General features: G+C 66.6%; 20 protein-coding genes. 7 read left to right on the top strand and 13 right to left on the bottom strand.

Going from position 1 to position 21796, the window contains the following annotated elements; genetic code table 11:
* The first annotated feature begins 53 nt into the window (after positions 1–53).
* Positions 54–368: a hypothetical protein gene (locus IF803_RS21355; RefSeq protein WP_028338470.1), complete on the top strand. Its 315-nt coding sequence runs from the start codon at positions 54–56 to the stop codon at positions 366–368.
* Between the two features lie 27 nt (positions 369–395).
* Here the strand turns inward: IF803_RS21355 and IF803_RS21350 are convergent, their stop codons facing one another.
* Entirely contained in the window at positions 396–1526 is a 1131-nt protein-coding gene (locus IF803_RS21350; RefSeq protein ID WP_461193369.1) for a hypothetical protein, read from the bottom strand.
* A gap of 352 nt (positions 1527–1878) precedes the next feature.
* Here IF803_RS21350 and IF803_RS21345 point away from each other — a divergent pair, with 352 nt between their 5' ends.
* The 3 genes from IF803_RS21345 to IF803_RS21335 all read left to right on the top strand — a co-directional run bounded on the left by IF803_RS21345 (position 1879) and on the right by IF803_RS21335 (position 6228).
* Positions 1879–2925: an aldo/keto reductase gene (locus IF803_RS21345; protein WP_051447696.1), complete on the top strand. Its 1047-nt coding sequence runs from the start codon at positions 1879–1881 to the stop codon at positions 2923–2925.
* Complete coding sequence (locus IF803_RS21340; RefSeq protein ID WP_461193368.1) at positions 2922–3776, top strand: amidohydrolase family protein; 855 nt, start codon at positions 2922–2924, stop codon at positions 3774–3776. Before IF803_RS21345 ends, IF803_RS21340 begins: the two co-directional genes overlap by 4 nt.
* A gap of 115 nt (positions 3777–3891) precedes the next feature.
* Positions 3892–6228, top strand: a complete 2337-nt coding sequence (locus IF803_RS21335; RefSeq protein ID WP_461193367.1) for a Tex family protein — start codon at positions 3892–3894, stop codon at positions 6226–6228.
* 203 nt (positions 6229–6431) lie between these two features.
* Here IF803_RS21335 and IF803_RS21330 read toward each other — a convergent pair whose 3' ends face one another.
* Positions 6432–7895 carry a catalase gene (locus IF803_RS21330; protein WP_461193366.1) on the bottom strand — a complete coding sequence of 488 codons (1464 nt, stop codon included), beginning with the start codon at positions 7893–7895 and terminating at the stop codon, positions 6432–6434.
* A 428-nt stretch (positions 7896–8323) separates the two neighbouring features.
* Here IF803_RS21330 and IF803_RS21325 point away from each other — a divergent pair, with 428 nt between their 5' ends.
* From IF803_RS21325 to IF803_RS21315, 3 genes are all read left to right on the top strand, one after another.
* The gene (locus IF803_RS21325; protein ID WP_461193365.1) at positions 8324–8815 is read left to right on the top strand and encodes a hypothetical protein; all 492 of its coding nucleotides are present in this window, start codon (positions 8324–8326) and stop codon (positions 8813–8815) included.
* Between the two features lie 150 nt (positions 8816–8965).
* On the top strand, positions 8966–9658 hold the full coding sequence (locus tag IF803_RS21320; RefSeq protein WP_461193364.1) for a response regulator transcription factor: 693 nt from the start codon (positions 8966–8968) through the stop codon (positions 9656–9658).
* Positions 9645–11018 (top strand): sensor histidine kinase, encoded by a 1374-nt coding sequence (locus IF803_RS21315; RefSeq protein WP_461193363.1) that lies wholly within the window; start codon positions 9645–9647, stop codon positions 11016–11018. Before IF803_RS21320 ends, IF803_RS21315 begins: the two co-directional genes overlap by 14 nt.
* Before the next feature lie 212 nt (positions 11019–11230).
* Here the strand turns inward: IF803_RS21315 and IF803_RS21310 are convergent, their stop codons facing one another.
* From IF803_RS21310 to IF803_RS21260, 11 genes are read right to left on the bottom strand one after another with little or no spacing between them, the layout of a single operon-like run.
* Complete coding sequence (locus IF803_RS21310; protein WP_461193362.1) at positions 11231–11857, bottom strand: FMN-dependent NADH-azoreductase; 627 nt, start codon at positions 11855–11857, stop codon at positions 11231–11233.
* 9 nt (positions 11858–11866) lie between these two features.
* Positions 11867–13438 (bottom strand): isochorismatase family protein, encoded by a 1572-nt coding sequence (locus IF803_RS21305; RefSeq protein ID WP_461193361.1) that lies wholly within the window; start codon positions 13436–13438, stop codon positions 11867–11869.
* A 12-nt stretch (positions 13439–13450) separates the two neighbouring features.
* Entirely contained in the window at positions 13451–14299 is an 849-nt protein-coding gene (locus tag IF803_RS21300) for an MBL fold metallo-hydrolase (protein WP_026193286.1), read from the bottom strand.
* A 51-nt stretch (positions 14300–14350) separates the two neighbouring features.
* Positions 14351–15241 (bottom strand): amidohydrolase family protein, encoded by an 891-nt coding sequence (locus IF803_RS21295; protein ID WP_461193360.1) that lies wholly within the window; start codon positions 15239–15241, stop codon positions 14351–14353.
* Entirely contained in the window at positions 15238–16356 is a 1119-nt protein-coding gene (locus IF803_RS21290) for a vWA domain-containing protein (RefSeq protein ID WP_411783691.1), read from the bottom strand. The genes IF803_RS21295 and IF803_RS21290 overlap by 4 nt, the downstream gene beginning before the upstream one ends.
* A complete protein-coding gene (locus IF803_RS21285) occupies positions 16353–17234 on the bottom strand; it encodes an AAA family ATPase (RefSeq protein WP_137481531.1) in 882 nt (293 codons plus the stop codon). The genes IF803_RS21290 and IF803_RS21285 overlap by 4 nt, the downstream gene beginning before the upstream one ends.
* 9 nt (positions 17235–17243) lie before the next feature.
* Positions 17244–18266, bottom strand: coding sequence for a xanthine dehydrogenase family protein molybdopterin-binding subunit (locus IF803_RS21280; RefSeq protein ID WP_028333322.1), 1023 nt, complete (start codon positions 18264–18266; stop codon positions 17244–17246).
* 2 nt (positions 18267–18268) lie between these two features.
* Positions 18269–19861, bottom strand: coding sequence for a xanthine dehydrogenase family protein molybdopterin-binding subunit (locus IF803_RS21275; RefSeq protein WP_461193359.1), 1593 nt, complete (start codon positions 19859–19861; stop codon positions 18269–18271).
* A gap of 12 nt (positions 19862–19873) precedes the next feature.
* On the bottom strand, positions 19874–20353 hold the full coding sequence (locus IF803_RS21270) for a (2Fe-2S)-binding protein (RefSeq protein WP_018273433.1): 480 nt from the start codon (positions 20351–20353) through the stop codon (positions 19874–19876).
* 6 nt (positions 20354–20359) lie between these two features.
* Positions 20360–21178, bottom strand: coding sequence for an FAD binding domain-containing protein (locus IF803_RS21265; RefSeq protein WP_461193358.1), 819 nt, complete (start codon positions 21176–21178; stop codon positions 20360–20362).
* Between the two features lie 13 nt (positions 21179–21191).
* Entirely contained in the window at positions 21192–21635 is a 444-nt protein-coding gene (locus IF803_RS21260; protein ID WP_461193357.1) for an SRPBCC family protein, read from the bottom strand.
* Positions 21636–21796: the final 161 nt, after the last annotated feature.

Genomic DNA, 21796 nt, shown 5'->3' with positions numbered 1-21796 from the left:
ACACAATCGTCAATATTGACAATGATGTCAAGAATGAACCCGAGGAGATCCGGATGATTACCGCCGTCACGACGTTCAAGCTGCCGAAGCCGATCACCCGCGAGGAGGCCCGCAGCATCTTCCTGAGCACCGCGCCGATCTATCGCGGCATTCAGGGGCTGTTTCGAAAGACCTATGTGCTGTCCGAGGACGGGCTGACGGCCGGCGGCATCTATTTCTGGAACTCGAGGGTGGAGGCGGAAGCGCTGTACACCGACGCGTGGCGCGCCCGCGCCCGGGAGAAATACGGCGCCGATCCGATCGTGACCTATTTCGAGAGTCCTGTGGTGGTCGACAACCTTGCCCAGCAGATTGTCGCCGACGATTAGCAACGATGCAGCGGTGGCCGATGCGCATCACAGCGCATTGAGCGCCGTGCGCGATGGAGCGAGCGGTAGCCATTCCGGAATCTGCCGCCTGGCGAGCCAGTACGGACGCCAGATCGCGCGCCAGGTCGGGCGGTCGAGAGGCGCGGTGCCCCATCTGCGCTGCTCAATCTCCATCCGCAACAGGTCGTGGCTATGCAGCCATTGGCGCGCTGCCCACCAAACCTCGCGCGGCATCCCGGCGTTCCGGATACCGGTAAGCTCGGCGATGCCTGGCAACGGGCCCTCAAAACGCGCCGCAACCCTCAGGGTGGCGACGCGTTGCCCGCTCCGCCTGACGCTCCACAGCCGCGAGCGATTGTGGGCGAGGTTGGGACCGTAGGTGCGCAGGCAATTCTGCATCGCTTCCGCCTCCTCCGAGATATCCGCGGTCGAGTTCAGCGGGATGAAGTCGTAACCGTCAACGCGGCCCGGCTGCAGCCACATATCTGCGATCTTCTCCGAGCCGAGGCTGACATGCAGCGCGATCATCGTGCTCCACGCATCGGCGGCCGCGAGCGCCGAGCCGATCTGCATGCTCGGCGTCCACCTCCGGTCGATCAGCGTGTTTCCCAGCGTCGCCGGCTGCGTGGAGAACCACGCCCACAGGCCGACGAGCCGCAATCGCGCAGGATCGGTGCGCGGCGGCGCCCGGACCAACTCGCGCGCGATCCAGACCGCCGCCGGTCCATGTGCGAGCTCGGCAACCGCCGCGACGGATTTCAACCAGATCGGCGCGAGCTTCGGTGATGGCGGCAGGTGGTTCGCGATCTGCCGGCGAAACACCTCGTCATCGGGCAGTCCCGTGATCGGAGCGGTGAACGCTTCCGGCGGCAATCTTCGCAGCCACAGCGGAATGCCCGCCGCGGAGGCGGCGTCCGCGCGCGAGCGGCCGTCGATGACGCATGCGCGTGCGCGCGCCGAAGCGATCCCGGCTCGCGGGACCGCCAGCGCGAACAGCAGCGCAGGAAAGCTCGCGGCAAGGTCCGCAAGACGCGTGTGCCGCATGGCCAGCGCGCGGACCTTTCCCTGAACGTGCGGATGATACCTCCGCAGCTGACGTTCGAGCAGCACGGAGCGTGTGGCCTCCCGACGGGAGGCCACCAGAAGCGTCGAGGTCATGACAAAAGTTCCGCAAGCGCGGAGCCGAAGGCCCCGCAGCAGATTCGATTGCGTGTGGGTGTTGCGATTTCACCCGGGATCCGATCCCGGGACACGCGTCAAATATCGCGCGGCGAACCCGGGAAGCGCACAGACCTGAACATCGTCGCCTCCTGCGTTGAAATTACGGAGCGCCCCCATAGCCTATTTCCCGCCGCCAGGCAACGTGAAGCTGTGCATTGCGTTTTAGCGATGTGGTGCGTGCGCGATGAGAGGCCTCACCGCGGCATCGATCGCTGAGGTCTCTTCACGATCCCGGTCAACGACGCTAGTCTGGTGAGGGGTTAACAAGAAACGCAGGCGGGAGGCGATAATGACCCAACAACAACCCTCCGATCCAGGCTCCCCGGCACTGCCACGCCGCAGGCTCGGCCGCACCGGGCTCGATGTCTCCATTCTCGGCTTCGGCACGGCGCCGCTCGGCGACCTGTTCGCACGGCTCGACGACACTGCTGCGATCGCAGCAGTGGAGCGGGCGTTTGCGCTGGGCATCAACCTGCTGGATTCCTCGCCGCTCTACGGCCATGGCCTCGCCGAACACCGCAGCGGCACCGCGCTGCGCCGCGTGGCGCGCGACGACGTCGTCGTCTGTACCAAGGTCGGGCGCTGGATGGACCCGTTCCACGGCCGTGGCGACGGCTCCAATTTCGTCGGCGGCGCGCCGCATCGCGCGGTGTTCGACTATTCCTATGACGGCACCATGCGCTCGGCGGAGCAGTCGCTGCTGCGGCTCGGCACCGATCGCATCGACCTGCTTTTGATCCACGACGTCGACGTCTGGACCCACGGAGCTGACGCGATCGAGGCGCGGTTTCGCGAGGCGATGGAGGGCGCCTATGTTGCGCTCGACAAGTTGCGTTCCGAACGCGTGGTCAAGGGTATCGGGATCGGCGTCAACGAGGCCGAGATGTGCGTGCGCTTCGCCAAGGCCGGAACGTTCGACACCATGCTGCTTGCCGGCCGCTACTCGCTGCTCGAGCAACCCGCGCTCGCTGAATTCCTGCCGCTGGCGCAAGCCCAGGGCATCGGTATGATGCTTGGTGGCGTCTTCAACTCCGGCATCCTGGCGACCGGCGCGGTTGCCGGCGCCAAGTACAATTACAAGGACGCGCCGCCGGACGTGATGCAGAAGGTGGCGGCGATCGATCGCGTCTGCCGCGCCCACGATGTGGCGCTGCCGACCGCCGCGCTGCATTTCGCGCTCGGCCATCCGGCGGTGGCAAGCCTCGTGCTCGGCGCGCAGACGCCGCAGGAGGTCGAGCGCAACGTCGCCGCGTTGTCGTCGCCCGTGCCTGCCGCGCTGTGGCGCGACCTGAAGAATGAGGGGCTGCTCGACCAGCATGCGCCGGTGCCGGCATGATGCGGATCGACGCCCATCACCATGTCTGGACCCTGGCGCGCGCCGATTACGGCTGGCTGACGCCCGAACGCGGGCCGATCTACCGCGACTTCGGCCTGGCCGATCTGGCGCCGCATCTCGCCGCGGCCGGGATCGAAGGCACCATCCTGGTGCAGGCCGCACCGACCGAAGCGGAAACCGCATTCCTGCTCGATATCGCCAAAGGAGCCGAGCAGGTGCGCGGCGTGGTCGGCTGGATCGACTTCGACGCCGCCGATGCCGCGGCGCGGATCGATGCGATTGCTGGGCGCGAGCTCCTGGTCGGCCTGCGGCCGATGGTGCAGGACATCGCCGACGAGGATTGGCTGCTGCGCCCCGAACTGGCGGCGCCGCTCGAGGCCATGGCGCGGCATGACCTCGTCTTCGACGCACTGGTGCTGCCGCGCCATCTGCCGCGGCTCATCCAGGTGGTCGATCGCCATCCGGACCTGCAATTCGTGCTCGACCATTTCGCCAAGCCGCACTTTGCGACCGGCGACATCGCGGCCTGGAAGGACGACATCGCAAGCCTCGCCACACGATCCAACGTCGTCTGCAAACTCTCGGGCCTCGCGACCGAGGCGGCGCCGAACTGGCAGGTTGCCGATCTCAGCGAGGCCGTGGATCATGCACTGGCATGTTTCGGGCCGCAGCGGATGTTGTGGGGCAGCGACTGGCCCGTCGTCAACCTCGCCGGCGGCTATGCGCACTGGTTCGCGGCGGCGGAGAGCCTGCTTGCTGATTTGTCAAGTGAAGCAAGAGCTGCGATTTTCGGCGGCAATGCGGCGCGGGTTTATTTGTCAAGCCGCGGACGGCCAACATCCCGGAAATAGATTGCGGCGTGCGCCCAATTTGATCCACAGCGCGCCTTGATGAATCATTCCGGGATGGTCCATAAGCGGCGTCCGCGCCGTCGGTGATCCGGCGGCGCAACGGAATTTTAGAGAGATGAGCGTGGCAAAGATTCATCGTCAGATTGCGCAGGAGCTCGGGGTTCGCGACGAACAGGTCGAGGCGGCGGTGACGCTGCTCGACGGCGGCGCCACGGTGCCGTTCATCGCGCGATACCGCAAGGAGCTCACCGGCGCGCTTGATGACGCCCAGCTGCGCACGCTGGAAGAACGGCTGACTTATTTGCGCGAACTCGAGGAGCGCCGCACCGCGGTGCTCAATTCGATCCGCGAGCAGGGCAAGCTCGACGCCGCGCTCGAGGCCCAGATCATGGCCGCCGACAGCAAGGGTCGGCTCGAGGACATCTATCTGCCGTACAAGCCGAAGCGTCGCACCAAGGCCGAGATCGCCAAGGAGGCCGGCCTCGAGCCGCTCGCCGATCAGCTTCTCACACAGCCCGAGAGCGATCCGAACGAGGCCGCGACGCCCTTCGTCAATGCCGAGAAGCAGGTCGCCGACGTCACTGCCGCGCTCGACGGTGCGCGCGCGATCCTGGTCGAGCGCTTCGCCGAGGATGCCGACCTGATCGGCGCGCTGCGCGAGGAGATGTGGTCGAACGGCATCATGGCCTCGACCGTCCGCATCGGCAAGAAGACCGAAGGCGAGAAGTTCAAGGACTATTTCGACTTCTCCGAGCCGCTGCCGAAGCTGCCGTCGCACCGCATCCTGGCGCTGTTCCGCGGCGAGAAGGAAGAGATCCTCGACCTCGCCATCAAGCCGGAGGCGCAGGAGCCGGTCGTAGGCCAGCCCGGCCGCTACGAGCTCAAGATCATGAACCGCTTTGCGATCTCCAACCAGGGCCGCAAGGGCGACAAGTGGCTGACGGAGACGGTGCGCTGGGCCTGGCGCACCAAGATCCAGATCCATCTCAATATCGATTTGCGGCTGCGGCTGTGGACCGCGGCGGAGACCGAGGCGGTGCGTGTGTTCGCCTCGAATCTGCGCGACCTCTTGCTCGCGGCGCCGGCCGGCGCGCGCGCCACCATGGGGCTCGATCCCGGCTATCGCACCGGCGTCAAGGTCGCGGTGATCGATGCGACCGGCAAGGTGGTGGCGCACACGGCGATCTTCCCGCACGAGCCGCAGCGGCGCTGGGATGAGGCGCTCGCCATTCTCGGCAAGCTCGCGATCGAGCATGGCGTCGAGCTGATCGCGATCGGCAACGGCACCGCCTCGCGCGAGACCGACAAGCTCGCCGCCGAGCTCGTGAAGCGGCTGCCCGAGCGCAAGATGACCAAGATCGTGGTCTCCGAAGCCGGCGCATCGGTCTACTCGGCCTCGGCCTTCGCCTCGAACGAACTGCCCGACCTCGACGTCACCATTCGCGGCGCGGTCTCGATCGCCCGGCGCCTCCAGGATCCGCTGGCCGAGCTGGTCAAGATCGATCCGAAGGCGATCGGCGTCGGCCAGTACCAGCACGATCTCGGCGAGTCCAAGCTCGCCCGCTCGCTCGATGCCGTGGTGGAAGACTGCGTGAACGCGGTCGGCGTCGATGCCAATACCGCCTCGGTGCCGCTGCTCGCGCGAGTGTCGGGCATCGGCCAGGGACTGGCGCAGAGCATCGTGCAGCACCGCGATGCCAACGGCCCGTTCAAGTCGCGCAAGGCGCTGAAGGAGGTGCCGCGGCTCGGGCCGAAGGCCTTCGAGCAGTGCGCCGGCTTCCTGCGCATCAGCAATGGCGAGGACCCGCTCGATTCATCCGGCGTGCATCCGGAAGCCTATCCGGTGGTACGCCGCATCCTCGAGGCGACCAAGAGCGACATCAAGGCGCTGATCGGCAATGCCGACGTGGTGCGCGGTCTCAAGCCGCAGTCCTTCGTCGACGATACGTTCGGATTGCCGACCGTCACCGACATTCTGCGCGAGCTGGAAAAGCCCGGCCGCGACCCGCGTCCGGCGTTCAAGGCGGCGGTGTTCAAGGAAGGCGTCGAGGAGGTCAAGGACCTCAAGAAGGGCATGATCCTCGAGGGCACCGTGACCAACGTCGCCGCCTTCGGCGCCTTTGTCGATATCGGCGTGCATCAGGATGGGCTGGTGCACATCTCGGCAATGTCGCGGAATTTCATCAAGGACCCGCGCGAGGTGGTGAAGCCGGGCGACATCGTCAAGGTCAAGGTGCTGGACGTCGAGGTCGCGCGCAAGCGCATCGCGCTGACGCTGCGGCTTGACGACGAGATCGGGCCGAAGAAGGACAATACGCCGTCGCGCGATTTCTCGCGCGGCAAGATGACGTCGTCGGCTCCGCGCCGTCCGCAGGAGCAGTCCGGCGGCAGCGCGCTCGCCGACGCACTGCGCCGCGCGGCCGAGAAGAGCGGACGCGGCAAGCCGACCTGAGCCGCGGAGGAGGGCGGCAAGCCGAGTTTGCCGCCTTGTTCGAAATCGGCCACCTGACAGTTGCCTAAGCTGTCCCCGTCATCCTGAGGTGCGAGCTCTTGCGAGCCTCGAAGGATGCACGGCCCCATCTCTGGCCGATTCATCCTTCGAGGCCCGCTCCGCGGGCACCTCAGGATGACGGGGCCGAAGGGGGGCCGTCCTGGCTACAGTTTTCCGGCGGCGAACCTCGCCAGCGCATCCGCGACGCCCTTGCCGTAGGCCGGGTCGGCCCTGCTGCAATTCGCGACGTGCCGTTCCTGGATGTGCTTCGACGCATTACCGACCTGGCGGGCGGTGTTGTCGAACAGGGCCTGCCTTTGCGTGGCATTCATCTTGCGGAACAGATCGCCCGGCTGCTGCCAGTGGTCGTCATCCAGGCGATGATCCCAATGCGCGGCCGCGCCTGACAATTCGAGTGGCGGCTCGTTCAGCTGCGGCTGGTCGGTCCACTCGCCATGGCTGTTCGGCCAGTAGGTCAGCGTAGCGCCCAGGTTGCCGTCGGTGCGCATCGCGCCGTCGCGATGATAGCTGTGGAACGGGCATTTCGGCGCGTTGACCGGAATCTGGTGGTGGTTGACGCCGAGCCGGTAGCGCTGGGCGTCGCCATAGGAGAACAGGCGCGCCTGCAGCATCTTGTCCGGCGAATAGCCGATGCCGGGCACGACATTCGCCGGCGTGAACGCCGCCTGCTCGACCTCGGCGAAGAAGTTCTCCGGATTGCGGTTCAGCTCGAAATACCCGACCTCGATCAGCGGATAATCCGCCTTCGGCCACACCTTGGTCAGATCGAACGGATTGAACGGGAATGCCTTGGTCTGTGCATCTGTCATCACCTGGATGAATAGCGTCCAGCGCGGGAAGTCGCCGCGCTCGATGCTCTGGAACAGGTCGCGCTGGTGGCTCTCGCGGTCCTTGCCGACCAGCGCCTCGGCCTCGGCATCGGTCAGGTTCTGGACGCCCTGCCGGGTACGGAAATGGAACTTCACCCAGACGCGCTCATTGTCGGCATTGCTCATGCTGTAGGTGTGGCTGCCGAAGCCGTGCTGGTGCCGGAAGCTTTTCGGGATGCCGCGCTCGCTCATGACGATGGTGACCTGGTGCAGCGCTTCCGGCAGCAGCGTCCAGAAATCCCAGTTCATGTCGGGGTCGCGCACCCCCGTGCGCGGATGCCGCTTGATGGCGTGGTTGAGGTCGATGAAGCGCAAGGGGTCGCGGAAGAAGAACACCGGGGTGTTGTTGCCGACCACGTCCCAATTGCCTTCATCGGTGTAGAATTTCAGCGCGAAGCCGCGGATGTCGCGCTCGGCGTCCGCCGCGCCGCGCTCGCCGGCGACCGTCGAGAACCGCGCGAACATCGGCGTCTGCTTGCCGATCTCAGAGAAGATGCTGGCCTTGGTGTAGCGCGTGATGTCGTGGGTCACGGTGAAGGTGCCGTGCGCGCCGGCGCCCTTGGCGTGCATCCGCCGCTCCGGGATCACTTCGCGGTGAAAATGCGCCAGCTTCTCGATCAGCCAGACGTCCTGCAGCAGCGCGGGTCCGCGCGGCCCCGCCGTCAGGATGTTCACATTGTCGGCAACGGGGGCGCCGGAGGCGTGGGTCAGAAACGGTCTTTTGGTCTCGTCGCTCATCGAAAGCTCCTTGCTGAAGGCCGGCACTTCGCCGTCCCGACGCCCGCGGGGAGGCCAGGTGAAAGGCGATTGCATCGCGGATGGATGACGGCCGGCGAGGAGAGTTCGGTGATCGACAGATTGTGAAGCGGGTCTGCGATCCCTCGACGCCGTCGTTGTTCTCCGATAGCTGCAGGATTAAGAACCGCGGCCGATCGATTCAACGCGCGCTATCCGCCGATTCCGGCCAAATGTCCGTCGATCCCGGCCAACGCAATCGTGGCCGCCGGTCCAGGCAACTGCCGCTCGGCATGCCGGCGCGCGAATTCTAAATCCGGTGTCAGAATCTGGCGCATTTGTCAGTTGAAGTCGGGCATCGGCTTGCGTCTTCTGATCATGCTCGCGTGCGGCGATACGAGTTCGCCGCGGTCCCAATCAGGGAGGGTTTCATGAAGAACAGGCTTCTCACGTGTCTCACGGCAGCGACGCTCGCTGTCAGCGTTGCGCTTGCACCCGCTGCCCTCGCCAGAGGCGGCGGTGGCTTCGGTGGCGGCCACGGTGGTGCCATGGGTGCCATGGGTGGCGGCATGCATGGTGGCGGCTTTGGCGGCGGCATGCATGGCGGTGGTTTCGGCGGCGGGATGCGTGGAGGCGGCGCGGCGTTCGCCGCCATGGGCGGCGGCGGCGGCCATTTCGCTGGCGGGCGCTTTGGTGGTCCACGCTTCGTCGGTGCACCGGCAATCGGCCCGCGGTTTGCCGGCGCCGGATTCCGCGGTTCGCGCTTCTTCCATCATGGCGGCTTCTTCCGCCATCACCGCTTCCATCGCTTCGCGTTCATCGGCGCGCCCTATGTCTATGCCGGCTATGACTACGGCTGCTACCGCAGGGTATGGACGGCTTACGGTCTGCAATGGGTCAATGTGTGCGGGGACTATTGGTGATCGCCCAACCAACCGCACCGTTGTCGCGGTCGTCGCCAGACGTTCCATCCTGCCCCGGAATGGGATAGTCTGGCGGCGATCGTCGCGGGGCGGCCGCTCGGAGAGTTTGAGAACTCGGAGAGTTCAACGCAGCTCGGAGAGTTCAGGAATATGACCGGTGCTCACCGCCGCATTCTCGTCGTAGAGGACGATCCGGAAACCGCGGATCAGCTCGTCGAGGAGCTCACCACCAGCGGTTATGATGTGGATCTGGCAGCCAACGGCCGCGAGGCGCTGAGCCAGGGTGCGGCGCGCGACTATGCCGTGATTACCATCGATCGCATGCTGCCCGACATCGACGGCATCACGGTAATGCGTCAGATGCGCGACGAGGGTATTGCGGTGCCGTTCCTGATCATCAGCGCGCTCGGCGAAATCGACGACCGGGTGCGGGGCTTGCGCGCAGGCGGCGACGACTATCTGGTCAAGCCGTTCTCCTTTGTCGAACTGCTGGCGCGGTTGGAGGCGCTTGGCCGCCGCAGCGAGACCGTTGCCAAGGAGACCATCCTGCGCGTCGGCGATCTCGCGATCGATCTGATTTCGCGCACGGCGAGCCGCCACGGTCGCAAGATTCCGCTGCTGCCGAAGGAATTCCAGCTGCTCGAATACCTCGCGCGCAACGAAGGCCGCGTGGTCTCGCGCGCCATGCTGCTGCGGCATGTGTGGGACCTGCACTTCGATCCCTCGACCAACATCATCGACGTCTATGTCGGGCGTTTGCGCCGCAAGGTCGACGACCAGCAAGCCTATCCGCTGATCCACACGATCCGCGGCATCGGATACTGCCTCCGTGCTCCTGGCTAAGACCTTCAAGTCGTCGACGTTCCGCCTGGCGTTGATCGCCATCGGTGCCTTCGGCCTGATCGTTTCCGCGATCTTCGCCTATGTCTACTGGTCGACATTGTCCTATGTGCGCGACAGGTCCGACCGCGCGATCATGACCGAGCAGGCGAGCCTGGATGACGCCTATGCGCGGTCCGGGCGTGATGGCCTGACCGCGTTGATCGCGCAACGCGTCGCGGACAAGGGCTTCGCCGATCATGTGTATTTGTTGGTCGGTCCCGGATCGACGGTGCTGGCGGGAAATCTCAGGCAGTGGCCGGCGGGCGCCGCCGAGAAGGGATGGGCTGAATTTCGTGCCTCCCTGCCACAGCTCTCCCCGGGAACCTCCCTGCTGCGAGGTGTGACGGAAACCCTGTCAAACGGCGATCGGCTGCTGGTCGGCCACGACATCAGCGATCTCGACGGCTTCATGGCCCAGATCAGGGCCGCCGGCATTGCCGTCGTCGTGCTGATCATCGGGCTTGCGGCCGCTGCCAGCATCGGCGTCACGCGGCGAACGGTCGGCCGGATCGAGTCGATCAATGCGACCAGTCGCGCCATCATGCTCTCCGGCCTCGACCAGCGCATCCCGCTCCGCGGCAGCCATGACGAATGGGATCGCGTCGCCGAGAATCTCAATCTGATGCTGGACCGGATCCAGACCTTGATGGGGGACGTCAAGCAGGTCAGCGAAAATATCGCCCACGACCTGCGCACGCCGCTGACCCGGATGCGCGGCCGGCTTGAGAAAGCCTATCATGGCCCCCGGAGCGGGGAGGGCGATGCGGCACTGATCGGCGACACCATCGCCGATCTCGACGCGGTGCTTGGGATGTTCGCGTCGATCACGCGGATTTCCGAGATCGAGACGCGAGCCCGCAAGGGTGCGTTCCGCACCGTCAATCTCGTCGAGATCGCCGGCGAGGTGGTCGAACTCTACGACGCCGCCGCCGAACAGGTGACCACGCGCCTCGATCTTGCCGGCGATCAGGCCGTGCTGGTCACCGGCGACCGGGACCTGCTGTTCGACGCCATCGCCAATCTCGTCGACAACGCCATCAAGCATGGCCGCCCGGGTGGACGGGTGACGGTGACCTGCGACAACGACGAGACCGGTGCGGTGATTTCGATCGCCGATGATGGCCCGGGCATTCCCGCCGACCAGCACGACCGCGTCTTCAAGCGCTTCTACCGGCTCGAGCAGAGCCGCTACACGCCGGGCAACGGCCTCGGCCTCAGCCTGGTCGCGGCGGTCGCGAGCCTGCACGGGGCGCGGATCGAGTTGCACGACAATGCGCCGGGGTTGTTGTGCAGGCTGGTCTTTCCCGCGGCGGAAACGTAGGGTGGGTTAGCGCTGTCGCGAGAATGCGGATATACGTCCGCCGGCCGGGCAACAAACTTGGTGTCGTCCCGGGCAAGCGAAGCGCGACCCGGGACCCATAACCACCAATGCGAATTGCCTTGGGGCGCTGGGGCCACAGCTCACTCCTACAATACAACCCTGTGGTGATGGGTCCCTGCTTTCGCAGGGACGACGACGGAAAAGCGAATGCGTCAAAACCTCGCTGCCATCTCCGCAAGCCGGCGGTGCGCCGCCTCGCGGGCGGCGCGGATCGGCTCGGTGGGCCCGGTGGTCGGGCCGATCGGCACGAAGCGCACGTCGCTGATGCCGATGAAGCGCAGCGCCTCGCGCAGATAGGGTGTTGCCATGTCGATGCGGCCGCGGTTCATGCCGGTGACGAAGTCGCTGCCGCTTGCGAGGATCACGATCGTCGGGCGGTCCTTGAGCAGCGGCAGATAGCCCTGCGCCGGATCGAAGCGGAAGGCGAGCCCGGGCTGGATGATGACGTCGAGCCACTGCTTGAGCTTGTAGGGAATGCCGAAATTCCACATCGGCGTCGAGATCAACACGCGATCGGCCAGCGACAGCCGCAGCGCGAGGCGCTCGGCGATTGCGAAGGCGTCGTGCTGCGAATTGGTGAAGCTCTTGCCGCCGATGCGGGCGTATTTGGCCTCGAGCAGGTAACCCTCGAATTCCGGCAGCGGCTCGCGCCAGAGATTCATCGCGTCGATCTCCCAGTCCGGCCGCGTCTGACGGAAGCGATCGAGGAAGACGCGCGCGCCGGCCGCCGATTCCGAATCGGCGCGCGGTGAGCAGTCAAGATGCAGCAGCTTCGGCACCGCGCCTCCCTAGCCGAGCGCCTTGATCACGGTGTCGGCGTTGGTCACGACGGAGACGTTCTGGAGCGCGAAGTTGATCGCGGCGTTGTGCCAGTCGGCATTCATGGTCGAGCAGCAGTCCTCCGGCACGATCATGAAATAGCCCTTGTCGGCGCCGGTGCGCGCGGTGTGCTCGACCGACATGTTGGTCCAGGCCCCGGTGTTGATGATCATGTCGCGGCCGGTCGCCTTCAGGATGGTCTCGAGCCGCGTACCCTCCCAGGCGCTCATCCGCATCTTCTCGACCACGAAGTCGCCCGGGCGCGGCTCGAGTCCCGAGACCGGTGCCGCGCCCCAGCTGCCGCGCACCATCGCCTTGCTGTCGACCAGCCCCTCGAACAGCGGCGCGTTCAAAGTGACGCCGGGCGCGCCCGGCTCGACGACGAACCAGACGTGGATGATAGCGACGCCGCGCGCTCGCGCAGCCTCCGCCACGCGGCGGACATTCTCGACGACATGCTGCTGGCGAGCGTGCGCGGGCGCGCCGGACTCGGCGAACGCGCCGCCGTCCATGATGACGTCGTTCTGCATGTCCTGGATGATCATCGCGCAGCGTTGCGGATCGAGCTGCATCTCGCCGGCGGTCAGGTTCGGCGCAGGCGTGGACGATGTGGCACCCGCGCCGCCGCGCTTGCCGCTCATATAGGGCTCGTGGCGTGGGCCGACCTTGGTCGGGATCGCATAGACCGAATGGGTCGCTGTCAGATAGAGCGTGCGGAAGTCGGCGCCGCCCCAGGCGAGGTTGGCGACGAGCTCGGGCAGGCGGACCTTGCCGAGCAGGTCGCCGCCGGGTGAATAGACCCAGACGCCGCCGGGCGCGGTGACCCAGACATTGCCGCGCTGGTCGCACTTCATGCCGTCGGGCAGGCCGGGCTCGAGCTCGGAGCGGATGCCGGAGGCGAACACGCGCGGATTGCCGAGCGAACCGTCGGCATTGACGTCGAAGGCGCGGATCAGCGCCTGCACGGTGTCGTTGACATAGAGGATGCGCTCGTCGGGCGAGAAGCACAGCCCGTTCGGCTGCTCGAACAAATAGCGGTCGACCAGCAGTTTCGGCGCGCCGCCGCCGGGCGGCACGCGATAGACGCCCTGGAAGCCGAGCTGGCGCGGCCGTTCGACGCCATAGACCGGCATCCGGCCGTACCAGGGATCGGAGAAGTAGATCGCGCCCGACGAGTGCACGCAGACGTCGTTCGGACTGTTGAGCTCCTGGTTCTCGTAATGCGAGGCCAGCACCTCGCGCCGCCCGTCGGGCCGCTCGCAGATCAGCGAGGAGGTTGCGTGCTCGCAGACGATCAGATTGAGGTCCGCGTCATAGGTCATGCCGTTGCATTTGTTCGACGGCCGCTTGACCTCGACCACCCCACGCCGCGCGTCCCAGCGCCTGCGCACGTCGCCCGGCATGTCGGAGAACAGCAGGAAGTGATCGAGCGGATGCCAGATCGGTCCCTCCGTGAAATCGAAACCGGTCCCGACCTGGCCGACCGGCGCGTAGGGATCGATCAGGCCTTCGAACTCGCTGCGCAGCGTGACATGCGTCATCGCCTCAATCCTCTACGCCGGGAACCAGTTGCGCTGCGGCAGGCTCTGCACGACAGGCCCGGGCACCTGGTCATGCAGGCGGCCGACCACCATGCCGCCCTCGATCTTCGCCGGGCGATCATGCACCGGAAGCAGATAGCGTGAGCTCGAGAGCAGCTTCTTGATCGCGGCCTTCTCGGCGCGCTTGCTGGTGCCGTGATTGCCGGTGGTGCGCGGCTCGGCGTCGTGGATCTCATTAAAGGGATTCACGATCTGATCGTTGAAATCATAGATCACGTCGCCGCAGATCGTGGCGATGCCGTCGGCGGTGTGAACGTGGATGTTCATCGAGCCTTCGGTATGGGCGTTGGCGGCATCGCAATAGACGCCCGGCATCAGCTCGACCGGGCCGGTGATTTCGAGGTCGAGAAAGCGCAGCGCGCTCTTGGTGTGCAGGCGATCGATCAGGTGCTTGATGTCGGGTGCGGGGTATTGGGGATGCATCAGGCCGGAGACGGAGTATTCCAGCTCCTTGCGGTTCAGCACGACCGTGGTGTTCATCGGGAACAGGTCGTCCTTGCCGGCATGATCGATGTGCAGATGGGTGTGGCAGACGAAACGGACGTCGCCCATCCGCACGCCGTGGCGGGCGAGCTGGTTTTCGATCATGTTCTCGTGGAACTGGAGCCCGCGCATGCCGAGCGTCTCCATGATCTGGTTGGAGCGGTAGCCGGTATCGACCAGCACGGGGTAGGGGCCGCCGAGGATCAGGAAGCCGAGCGTCAGCACGCGGCGGGTGCGGCCGCAATTGTGCCCGAGCACGAGGAAGCTCGATTCCAGCTCGATATCGCCGTAGTCCAGAATCTTGATCTCCAACGGCATCTGTCTCCCTCCCGATTCGTGTTCGTTGTGATGTTCGTGCCCGCGGTGCGGCTATGGCTCCAGCCGATAGACCCGCGCCGCCGTCGTGCTGAAGATCGCATCGCGCTGTGCGGGGCTGAGCCGTTCGGCTGCCGTCTTGAACGCGGCGACGAGATCGCGATAGCTGGTCCACAGCTTCTCGATCGGAAAGTTCGAGCCGAACAGGCAGCGGTCGGCGCCGAAGATCGCGACGGTGTCGGTCATCACGCCGGCGATATGCGCGGCATCGTTGCGATGGATGAAGGTGCCGAGCCCGGACAGCTTCGATACCACGTTCGGACATCGCGCGAGCCGCGTCATCCCGGTGCGCCAGGCGGCGCGACCCTGCGGCGACAGATCCTCCAGCATGCCGGCATGCTGGAGGATGAACGTCACGTCAGGGCAGGCCTCCGCAAGGCCGGCCGCATCGGCCATCTGCGGCGCGAACACCTGCAGGTCAAAACTCCAGCCGTAGTCGGCGAGGTGGCCGACATTGCGCCGGATCACGGGATCGGTGCAGAGATCGGCACGGGCGGCGAAGCGGTACAGCGGATTTTCATGCCAGTGCAGCTGCATGCGCACGCCGCGCACCAGCGGGTAGCGCTTCAACCGATCGAGCTGCGGGCGGACGTCGGCGACGGAAAAATCGGCATAGGCGACGAGGGCGTGCGGCCAGCCGTGCTGGTCCGCGGTCTGCTGCACCCAGGCCGCCTCGTCCTCGAACTGGCCGTTCGGCCAGTTGGTCTGGACATAGACCGAGCGGGTGACGCCGGTGCCCTTGAGGTCGTCGAGATATTCCTCGATCGGATAGTCGCGGCGGATCGGCTCGTAGGGGCCGAAGATGCGCGGCTGCATCGGGCCGGACAGCCAGGCGAGATCGGCCTGCCGCCAGATGTGATGATGCCCGTCGACAATGCCAGTCACGCGGCTCTCCTTGTTCCAAGCGACAGCAGATGCGCGACAACAGCCGCGCTGGATCCGCCGTCCACGAGATCGTCGACAAAGCGCTGGATCGCGATCAGCGCCTCGGTTTGCGGCGTGAAGCCGGGCGAGGTTGCGAGCGGCGTCAGCCAGCTGACGCGCCAGGCCCGCCGCGCCAGTTTTGCCACGGCATCGCGCAGCGCAGCCGGATCGCCGCGTTCCAGGCCGTCGGAGACGATCACGACCGCGGCGCCGCCGGCATATCCGCCGAACCGGGGCACGGCGAGGAAGGCCTGCAGCGCGTCGCCGATTCGGGTGCCGCCGTCCCAGTCGCTGACCAGGAAGGAGGCCGCGTTCAGCGCCTGCTCGCGCCGCTTCAGCCGCAGCGCCGGCGTGACGCGGGTCAGTCTTGTGCCGAAGGTGAAGACCTCGACATTGCCGGCCGCCTGCACCAGCACATGCGCGAGCTTCATGTTCTCCTCGGTGCGCGCCTTCATCGAGCCGGAGACGTCGATCAGGAACAGGATCTTGCGCGCGCGCTGGCGGCGGCGCATCCGCCCGAGCCGCAGCACCTCGCCGTCATTGCGCACGCTGTCGCGCAGCGTGCGGCGCAGATCGGCGAACGGGCCGCTCCGTGCGCGATGGCGCCGGTGGCCGCGCCTTCGCGGCAGCCGCTTTGCCGCCTCACGCGACAGTTTTCGCAGCGGATCGCTGGTCGCGGCCTGTGCAAAGCGGCGCTCGACCAATGCCTCGGCGCGCGCTGCGGCGAGGCCGGACTCATTGGCCTCGTCGGCGAGCGGCGGCTCGTCCTCGCCGCGGCCTTCCTCCTGCAGGCGGACGGTCTCCTCGTCCTCGCCCTCGGCCTGCTCGATCGCCTCGGCGCCGCGGAAGTGGATGTCGAACAGCCGGTCATACGTCGCGCGGCGCTCCGGCGGCGGCGCCAGCGTCGCGAGCCCGGCCTGGCGGATGTGCTCGAGATTGCGCGGCCCGAGCAGCTCGATCGCCGCGAGGAAGCTCGTCGTCTGCTCCAGCGCGACCGCGAAGCCGTTGGCGCGCAGCAGTGCCACAAAGGACACGAATGTCTGCGCCGCGCGCGGCAGCTTGAGGTCATCGCTCACGCGGCCGCCTCCGCAATGATCGCATCGAGCCGGGGTGAGATGAAATGCAGATCCTCCTCGTCCTTCAGCGCGACGCCGATCGAACGCTTGAACGCATCCGGCCAGCGCGCGCCGCCCTTGTTGAGCAAGGTCGCGGCCTCCGCCCAGTCGACCGCCTCGGCGATCCCCGGGGCCTTGCTCAGCGGCTCGCGGCGCAACCGGCCGACGGCGGCGACCACCGCGCGGGCGGTGGCCTCGGCCACGCTGGACGCCCGCATCATCACGATGCGCGCCTCGCGCTCGGCATTCGGATAATCGATCCAGTGATAGACGCAGCGCCGCCGCAGCGCCTCGTGCAGATCGCGCGTCCGGTTCGAGGTCAGCACCACCACGGGATGTTCGGCAGCGCGCACCGTGCCGCGCTCGGGGATCGAGATCTGGAAGTCGGAGAGGAATTCGAGCAGGAAGGCCTCGAACTCCTGATCGGCGCGGTCGATTTCGTCGATCAGCAGCACCGTCGCGTCGGGCGCGCGCAGCGCGGCCAGCATCGGACGCTCGATCAGGAAGGCGTCGCCATAGATGTCGATGCTCTCCTCGCCGGCCTGCCGGATCGCCAGCATCTGGCGCGGATAGTTCCACTCGTAGAGCGCAGCCGCAGCGTCGATGCCCTCATAGCATTGCAGACGGATCAGCTTGCGGCCGAGCACGGCGGCGATTGCTTTCGCGGCCTCGGTCTTGCCGACACCCGGCGCGCCCTCGAGCAGCAGCGGCTTGCCGAGCGCCAGCGAGAGATAGGAGGCCGTCGCGATGCCGTCGTCGGCGAGGTAGTAGGCCGCGCGCAGCGCCTTCTCCAGCGCCTCGGGGCTGTCGATGCCGACGATGTTGCTGCGGACCGGCATGGCGAGACCTCAGCGCCGCGGCTGCGGCCGCGCGCCGCCCTGCGCCTTGATCGCGCGCAGCACCTTCTCCGGCGTGATCGGCAGATCGTCGATCCGCACCCCGACGGCATTGAAGATCGCGTTGGCGACGGCAGGCAGTACCGGATTGGCGCACATCTCGCCCGGTCCCTTGGCGCCGAACGGACCGTCGGGTGCCGGGCGCTCCAGCACTGCGATGTCGTGCGGGCAGATGTCGCCCGGACCCGGCATCAGATATTCGACGAAGTCGCGCGGACCGTGCACCGGCTCCGGATAATAGGGCTCCGGCGTCTCGTAAAGCGCGTGACTGACGCCCATCCAGGCGCCGCCGACCAGCTGCTGCTCGACCAGCCGCGGATTGAGCGCGCGGCCGAGCTCATAGGCGGAGTCCATCCGGACCATGTCGACCTCGCCGGTCTCATCGTCGACCTCGACCTCGGCGACGAGGCAGGCATGCGCGTAGCATGTCGCCGGCGACATCTCGCCGGTCTCGGGATCGACGTCCGACAGCGGCACCAGGAAGATGCCGCGGCCGGAGATCGTCTTGCCCTGCTTGAACTGCGCGGCAATCGCGACGTCCTTGGTGGAGATCGAGCGATGCGGCGCGCCCTTGACATGGATGTTGCCGCGGCCGTCGGTCTCGAGATCGGCGGCGTTTACTTCCAGCTCCTCGGCCGCCGCCTCCATCATCACACCGCGCGCCTCGCGTGCCGCCGCCATCACGGCGTTGCCGACGCGGTGCGTGCCGCGCGAGGCGAACGAGCCCATGCAGTGCGGGCCGGTGTCGGAATCCGCCGTGTCGACATAGACGTCCTCGACCGGCACCCCGAGCGTCTCGGCGCAGATCTGGCGCGTCACCGACTTCATGCCCTGGCCGAGATCGATCGACGACAGCGCCACGGTGAACTTGCCGCTGGGGTTGGAATGCACCAGCGCCTGGCTCGGATCGCCGCCGAGATTCATGCCGATGGGATAATTGACCGACGCGATGCCGCGTCCACGGTGCCGGGTCATGGTCAGCGCCTCCTGGTGCCGAAGACGGAAGAGAAGCGGGTGGCGCCATGCGACGGTGCGCTCGGCCGCGGCGGTGGAGACGACGGCGGCGGCGAAGAGGGCGGCGGTGGCGGCGGCTCGCGGGTCGCGGCCGGGGCGCGGTCATACGTCGTGCGTTGCTGGGACGGTGCGGCCGGCGACGCATGCGGCTCGCGCGGGGTCGGCGTCACCGCGGCGCGCGCGCCGCCGCCATCCTTGCGCGATGACATCCGCTTGAAGTCCTCCCGGAGCGGCCATTTGGCTTTCTCCGCGGCGACCTGCACGCATTCGATCAGCGCGGTGTTCTTGGCCTCGCGGCGGTGCGCCTTCATGTCGCCGTCGCGATACGCATTGAGGATCCGGAACTCCATCGGGTCCATGCCGACCAGATGGGCGAGCTTGTCCATCTGGCATTCGATGGCGAAATCCATCGCCGTGACGCCGAAGCCGCGCATCGCGGTCGCGGGCGTCCGGTTGGTGAAGACGCAATAGACGTCGCCATGAACGTTCGGGATCGTGTAGGGGCCGGGCAGATGGGCGGCGCATTTCACCGCCGCATAGCTCGACAGCCGCGTATAGGCGCCGCTGTCGAAATAGGCGCGCACCTTGCGGGCGACGATGCGGCCGTCGCGCATCACGCCGTCCTTGATGTAGATGCGCTCGGCGCCGCGCGGCGGGCCGTACTGCATCTCCTCCTCGCGCCCGAACACGTAGCGCACCGGGCGACCGGTCAGCATCGCGCCGAGGATGCAGAGCGGCTCGGTCAGCGTGTCGACCTTGCCGCCGAACCCGCCGCCCACGGTCCCGCCGATGAAGTGGAAGGTGTTGGAGGGCACGTCGAGGATTTTCGCGCAGGTGTCGACCGAGAAGAACAGCGCTTGCGTCGAGGTGTAGACGATGTAGCGGCCGTTGGTGTCGGGAGCCGCGATCGAGCCGTTGGTTTCGGTTGGCGCGTGCTCGATCGGCGACATCTGGTAGCGCTGTTCCAGCACATGGTCGGCCGTGGCGAGCGCGCGGTCGGCATCGCCGAAGCGCAGCTGCTGGTGATCATAGGTCTCGTGATAGGTGAAGGTGTTCTTGGGATAGACCTCGTTGACCACGGGCGCACCGGGTTTCAGCGCGTCCTCGACATCGAACACCGCCGGCAGCGGTTCATAATCGATCTTGACCTTGGCGATCGCCTCATAGGCCTCGCGCGGGCTGTCGGCGACGATCGCGACGATCGGTTCGCCCTTGTAGCGCACCTTGTCGACCGCGAGCGAGGGCTCGTCGTCCTTGCCGAAATTGATCAGGCTGAGCAGCGTGTTCAGATTGCGCGGCACGTCGGAGGCACGGATCACACGCCGGACCCCCTGCGACCGTTCAGCCTCGGACGTGTCGATGCGGCGCAGCCGGGCATGCGGATGCGCGCTGCGGACCACCTTCAGATGCAGCATGCCCTGCAGCTTGTGGTCGTCGAAATAGGGCGAGGTTCCGGTGACATGGCCGAGCATGTCCTGGCGCTGCGTGCCTTTGCCGATCTCCTTCAGATTGTCGTCGCGCTCGTCGGCGAAGATGTCCTTGCGCAATTCCAGCATGGCACTGTTCCCTTACGCGCGAGCCCGGCCGCCGGATGCGGCAGCCAGCACGGCGTTGATGATCGGCTCATAGCCGGTGCACCGGCAGATGTTGCCGGAGATCGCCTCGACGACCTCGGCGCGGCTCGGCTGCGGATTGCGGTCGAGCAGCGCCTTCGCGGCCATCAGCATCCCTGGCGTGCAATAACCGCACTGCGCGGCGAAATTGTCGGCAAAGGCACGCTGCAGCGGGTGCAGGTTGGGGCCGTCCTTGATGCCGTCGAGCGTCTCGACCGAGCGGCCGGCGACCGTTTCGGCGAGCGTCAGACAGGAGAGATGCAATTCGCCGTCGATCAGCACGCTGCAGGTGCCGCAGCCGCCCTGGCCGCAGCCGAACTTCGGCGTCATGTCGCCGATCAGCTCGCGCAGCGCGACCAGCAGGTTGGTGCCGCCATCGACGAAGATCGCGACGTCACGGCCGTTATGCTGGAATTGAAGGGCAGTCTTGGCCATCACGATTTATTCCTGACCGGACAACAGACGACGTAGATGCACGCCGACGATCTCGCGGCGATACCAGGCGCTGGCAAGCGCATTATCGCCGGGCGACGTTCCTTCGACCGCTGCCGCAGCAGCCGCGCTGATCGTGGACAAATCGAGCGCGCGGCCTTCCAGCGCGCGCTCCGCGGCGCGGGCGCGGATCGGTGTCGGCGCCATCGAGCCCAGCGCGACGCGGGCGCCGACGATGCGGCTGCCGTTGACCGGCAGGTGCGCCGCGAGCGTGACCACCGCGCCGCCCTTGGGCTTGATCCGCGCGATCTTGCGGTAGCGGAAGGCCTCAGTGCTGCCGGGCCTGGCGAAGGAGATCGCCAGCACCAGGGATCCGGCCTGCCGGTCGCGCGATTGCAGGAACTCCTCGATCGGAATGTCGCGCCCGCCGAGGCCGCCCTGGACGGACACTGTGGCATCAAGCGCGAGCATCGCGACCGTGAAGTCGCCATACGGCACCGGCGCGAACAGATTGCCGCCGATGGTGCCCATGTTGCGCACCGCCGGTCCGCCGATCGACCGCGCCGGGGCGTGCAGGAAGGCGAGGTCGCGTTCGGCCAGGATGCGCGCGAAGGTGACGCCGGCACCCAGCGTGATACGCGAGCCCGACGCGTCGATCCGTGTCATCGCATGGTCGCTGGCGCGCACGATGGTCGAGATCGAGACGTCGCCCTCGTTCAGCGCCCGCATCACCAGCGTGCCGCCGCCGAGATAGCGGGCGCTGCGATCCGACGACAGCACCGCCGCGGCATCATGGGTGCTGGTGAAGGTCTTCACCGTAATTGGCATGATGGCCTTCCGCTTACGCGGCCTCCTTCAGATGCCGGCGGATGGCGTCGAAGCCGGCCTGGTAGATGTCTTCCGAAACCATCTGCGTGATGCGCTCGCTGTCTTCGGTCCGCGTCGTGAAGCGCGACTCCCAATGCCAGAAGGTGCGGTCGCCGTCGGTGACCGGCAGCAGGCGGACATGCGCGACGTAGTTGAACATCGGGATCGGCGTATCGAGCAGGCAGTAGCTGAACGATTGTTCAAGGTCGGACAGCGCCAGCAATTGCTCGCGCAGCTCGGCGCCGTCCTTCAGCTTGAAGCGCCTGACGCAGCCGATCTTGGCGGACGGCTGTGCACGCTCGATGCCGCTGGTTGCGACCGCCGGATGCCAGCGGTCATGGCCGTTGAAATCGCGCAGCACGGCCCACACCGCGTCGGTCGGTGCATCCAGGATCGTGCTCTTGACGATATGCGGCACGGTCAAAATCCAATATCTGCGGTTTTGATGTCTCGAGCCGCTTGCCTCACCTCTCCCCAGTGGGGAGAGGTCGGCGCGTAGCGCCGGGTGAGGGGGCGCAGGTCCCACGAGGGTCCGCGACCCCTCACCCGGATCGCATCTTGCGATGCGATCCGACCTCT

The organism is Bradyrhizobium sp. UFLA06-06, from assembly GCF_054820065.1.
The sequence above is the reverse complement of the archived record's forward strand: the minus strand, read 5'-3'. Positions and strand labels throughout refer to the sequence as shown.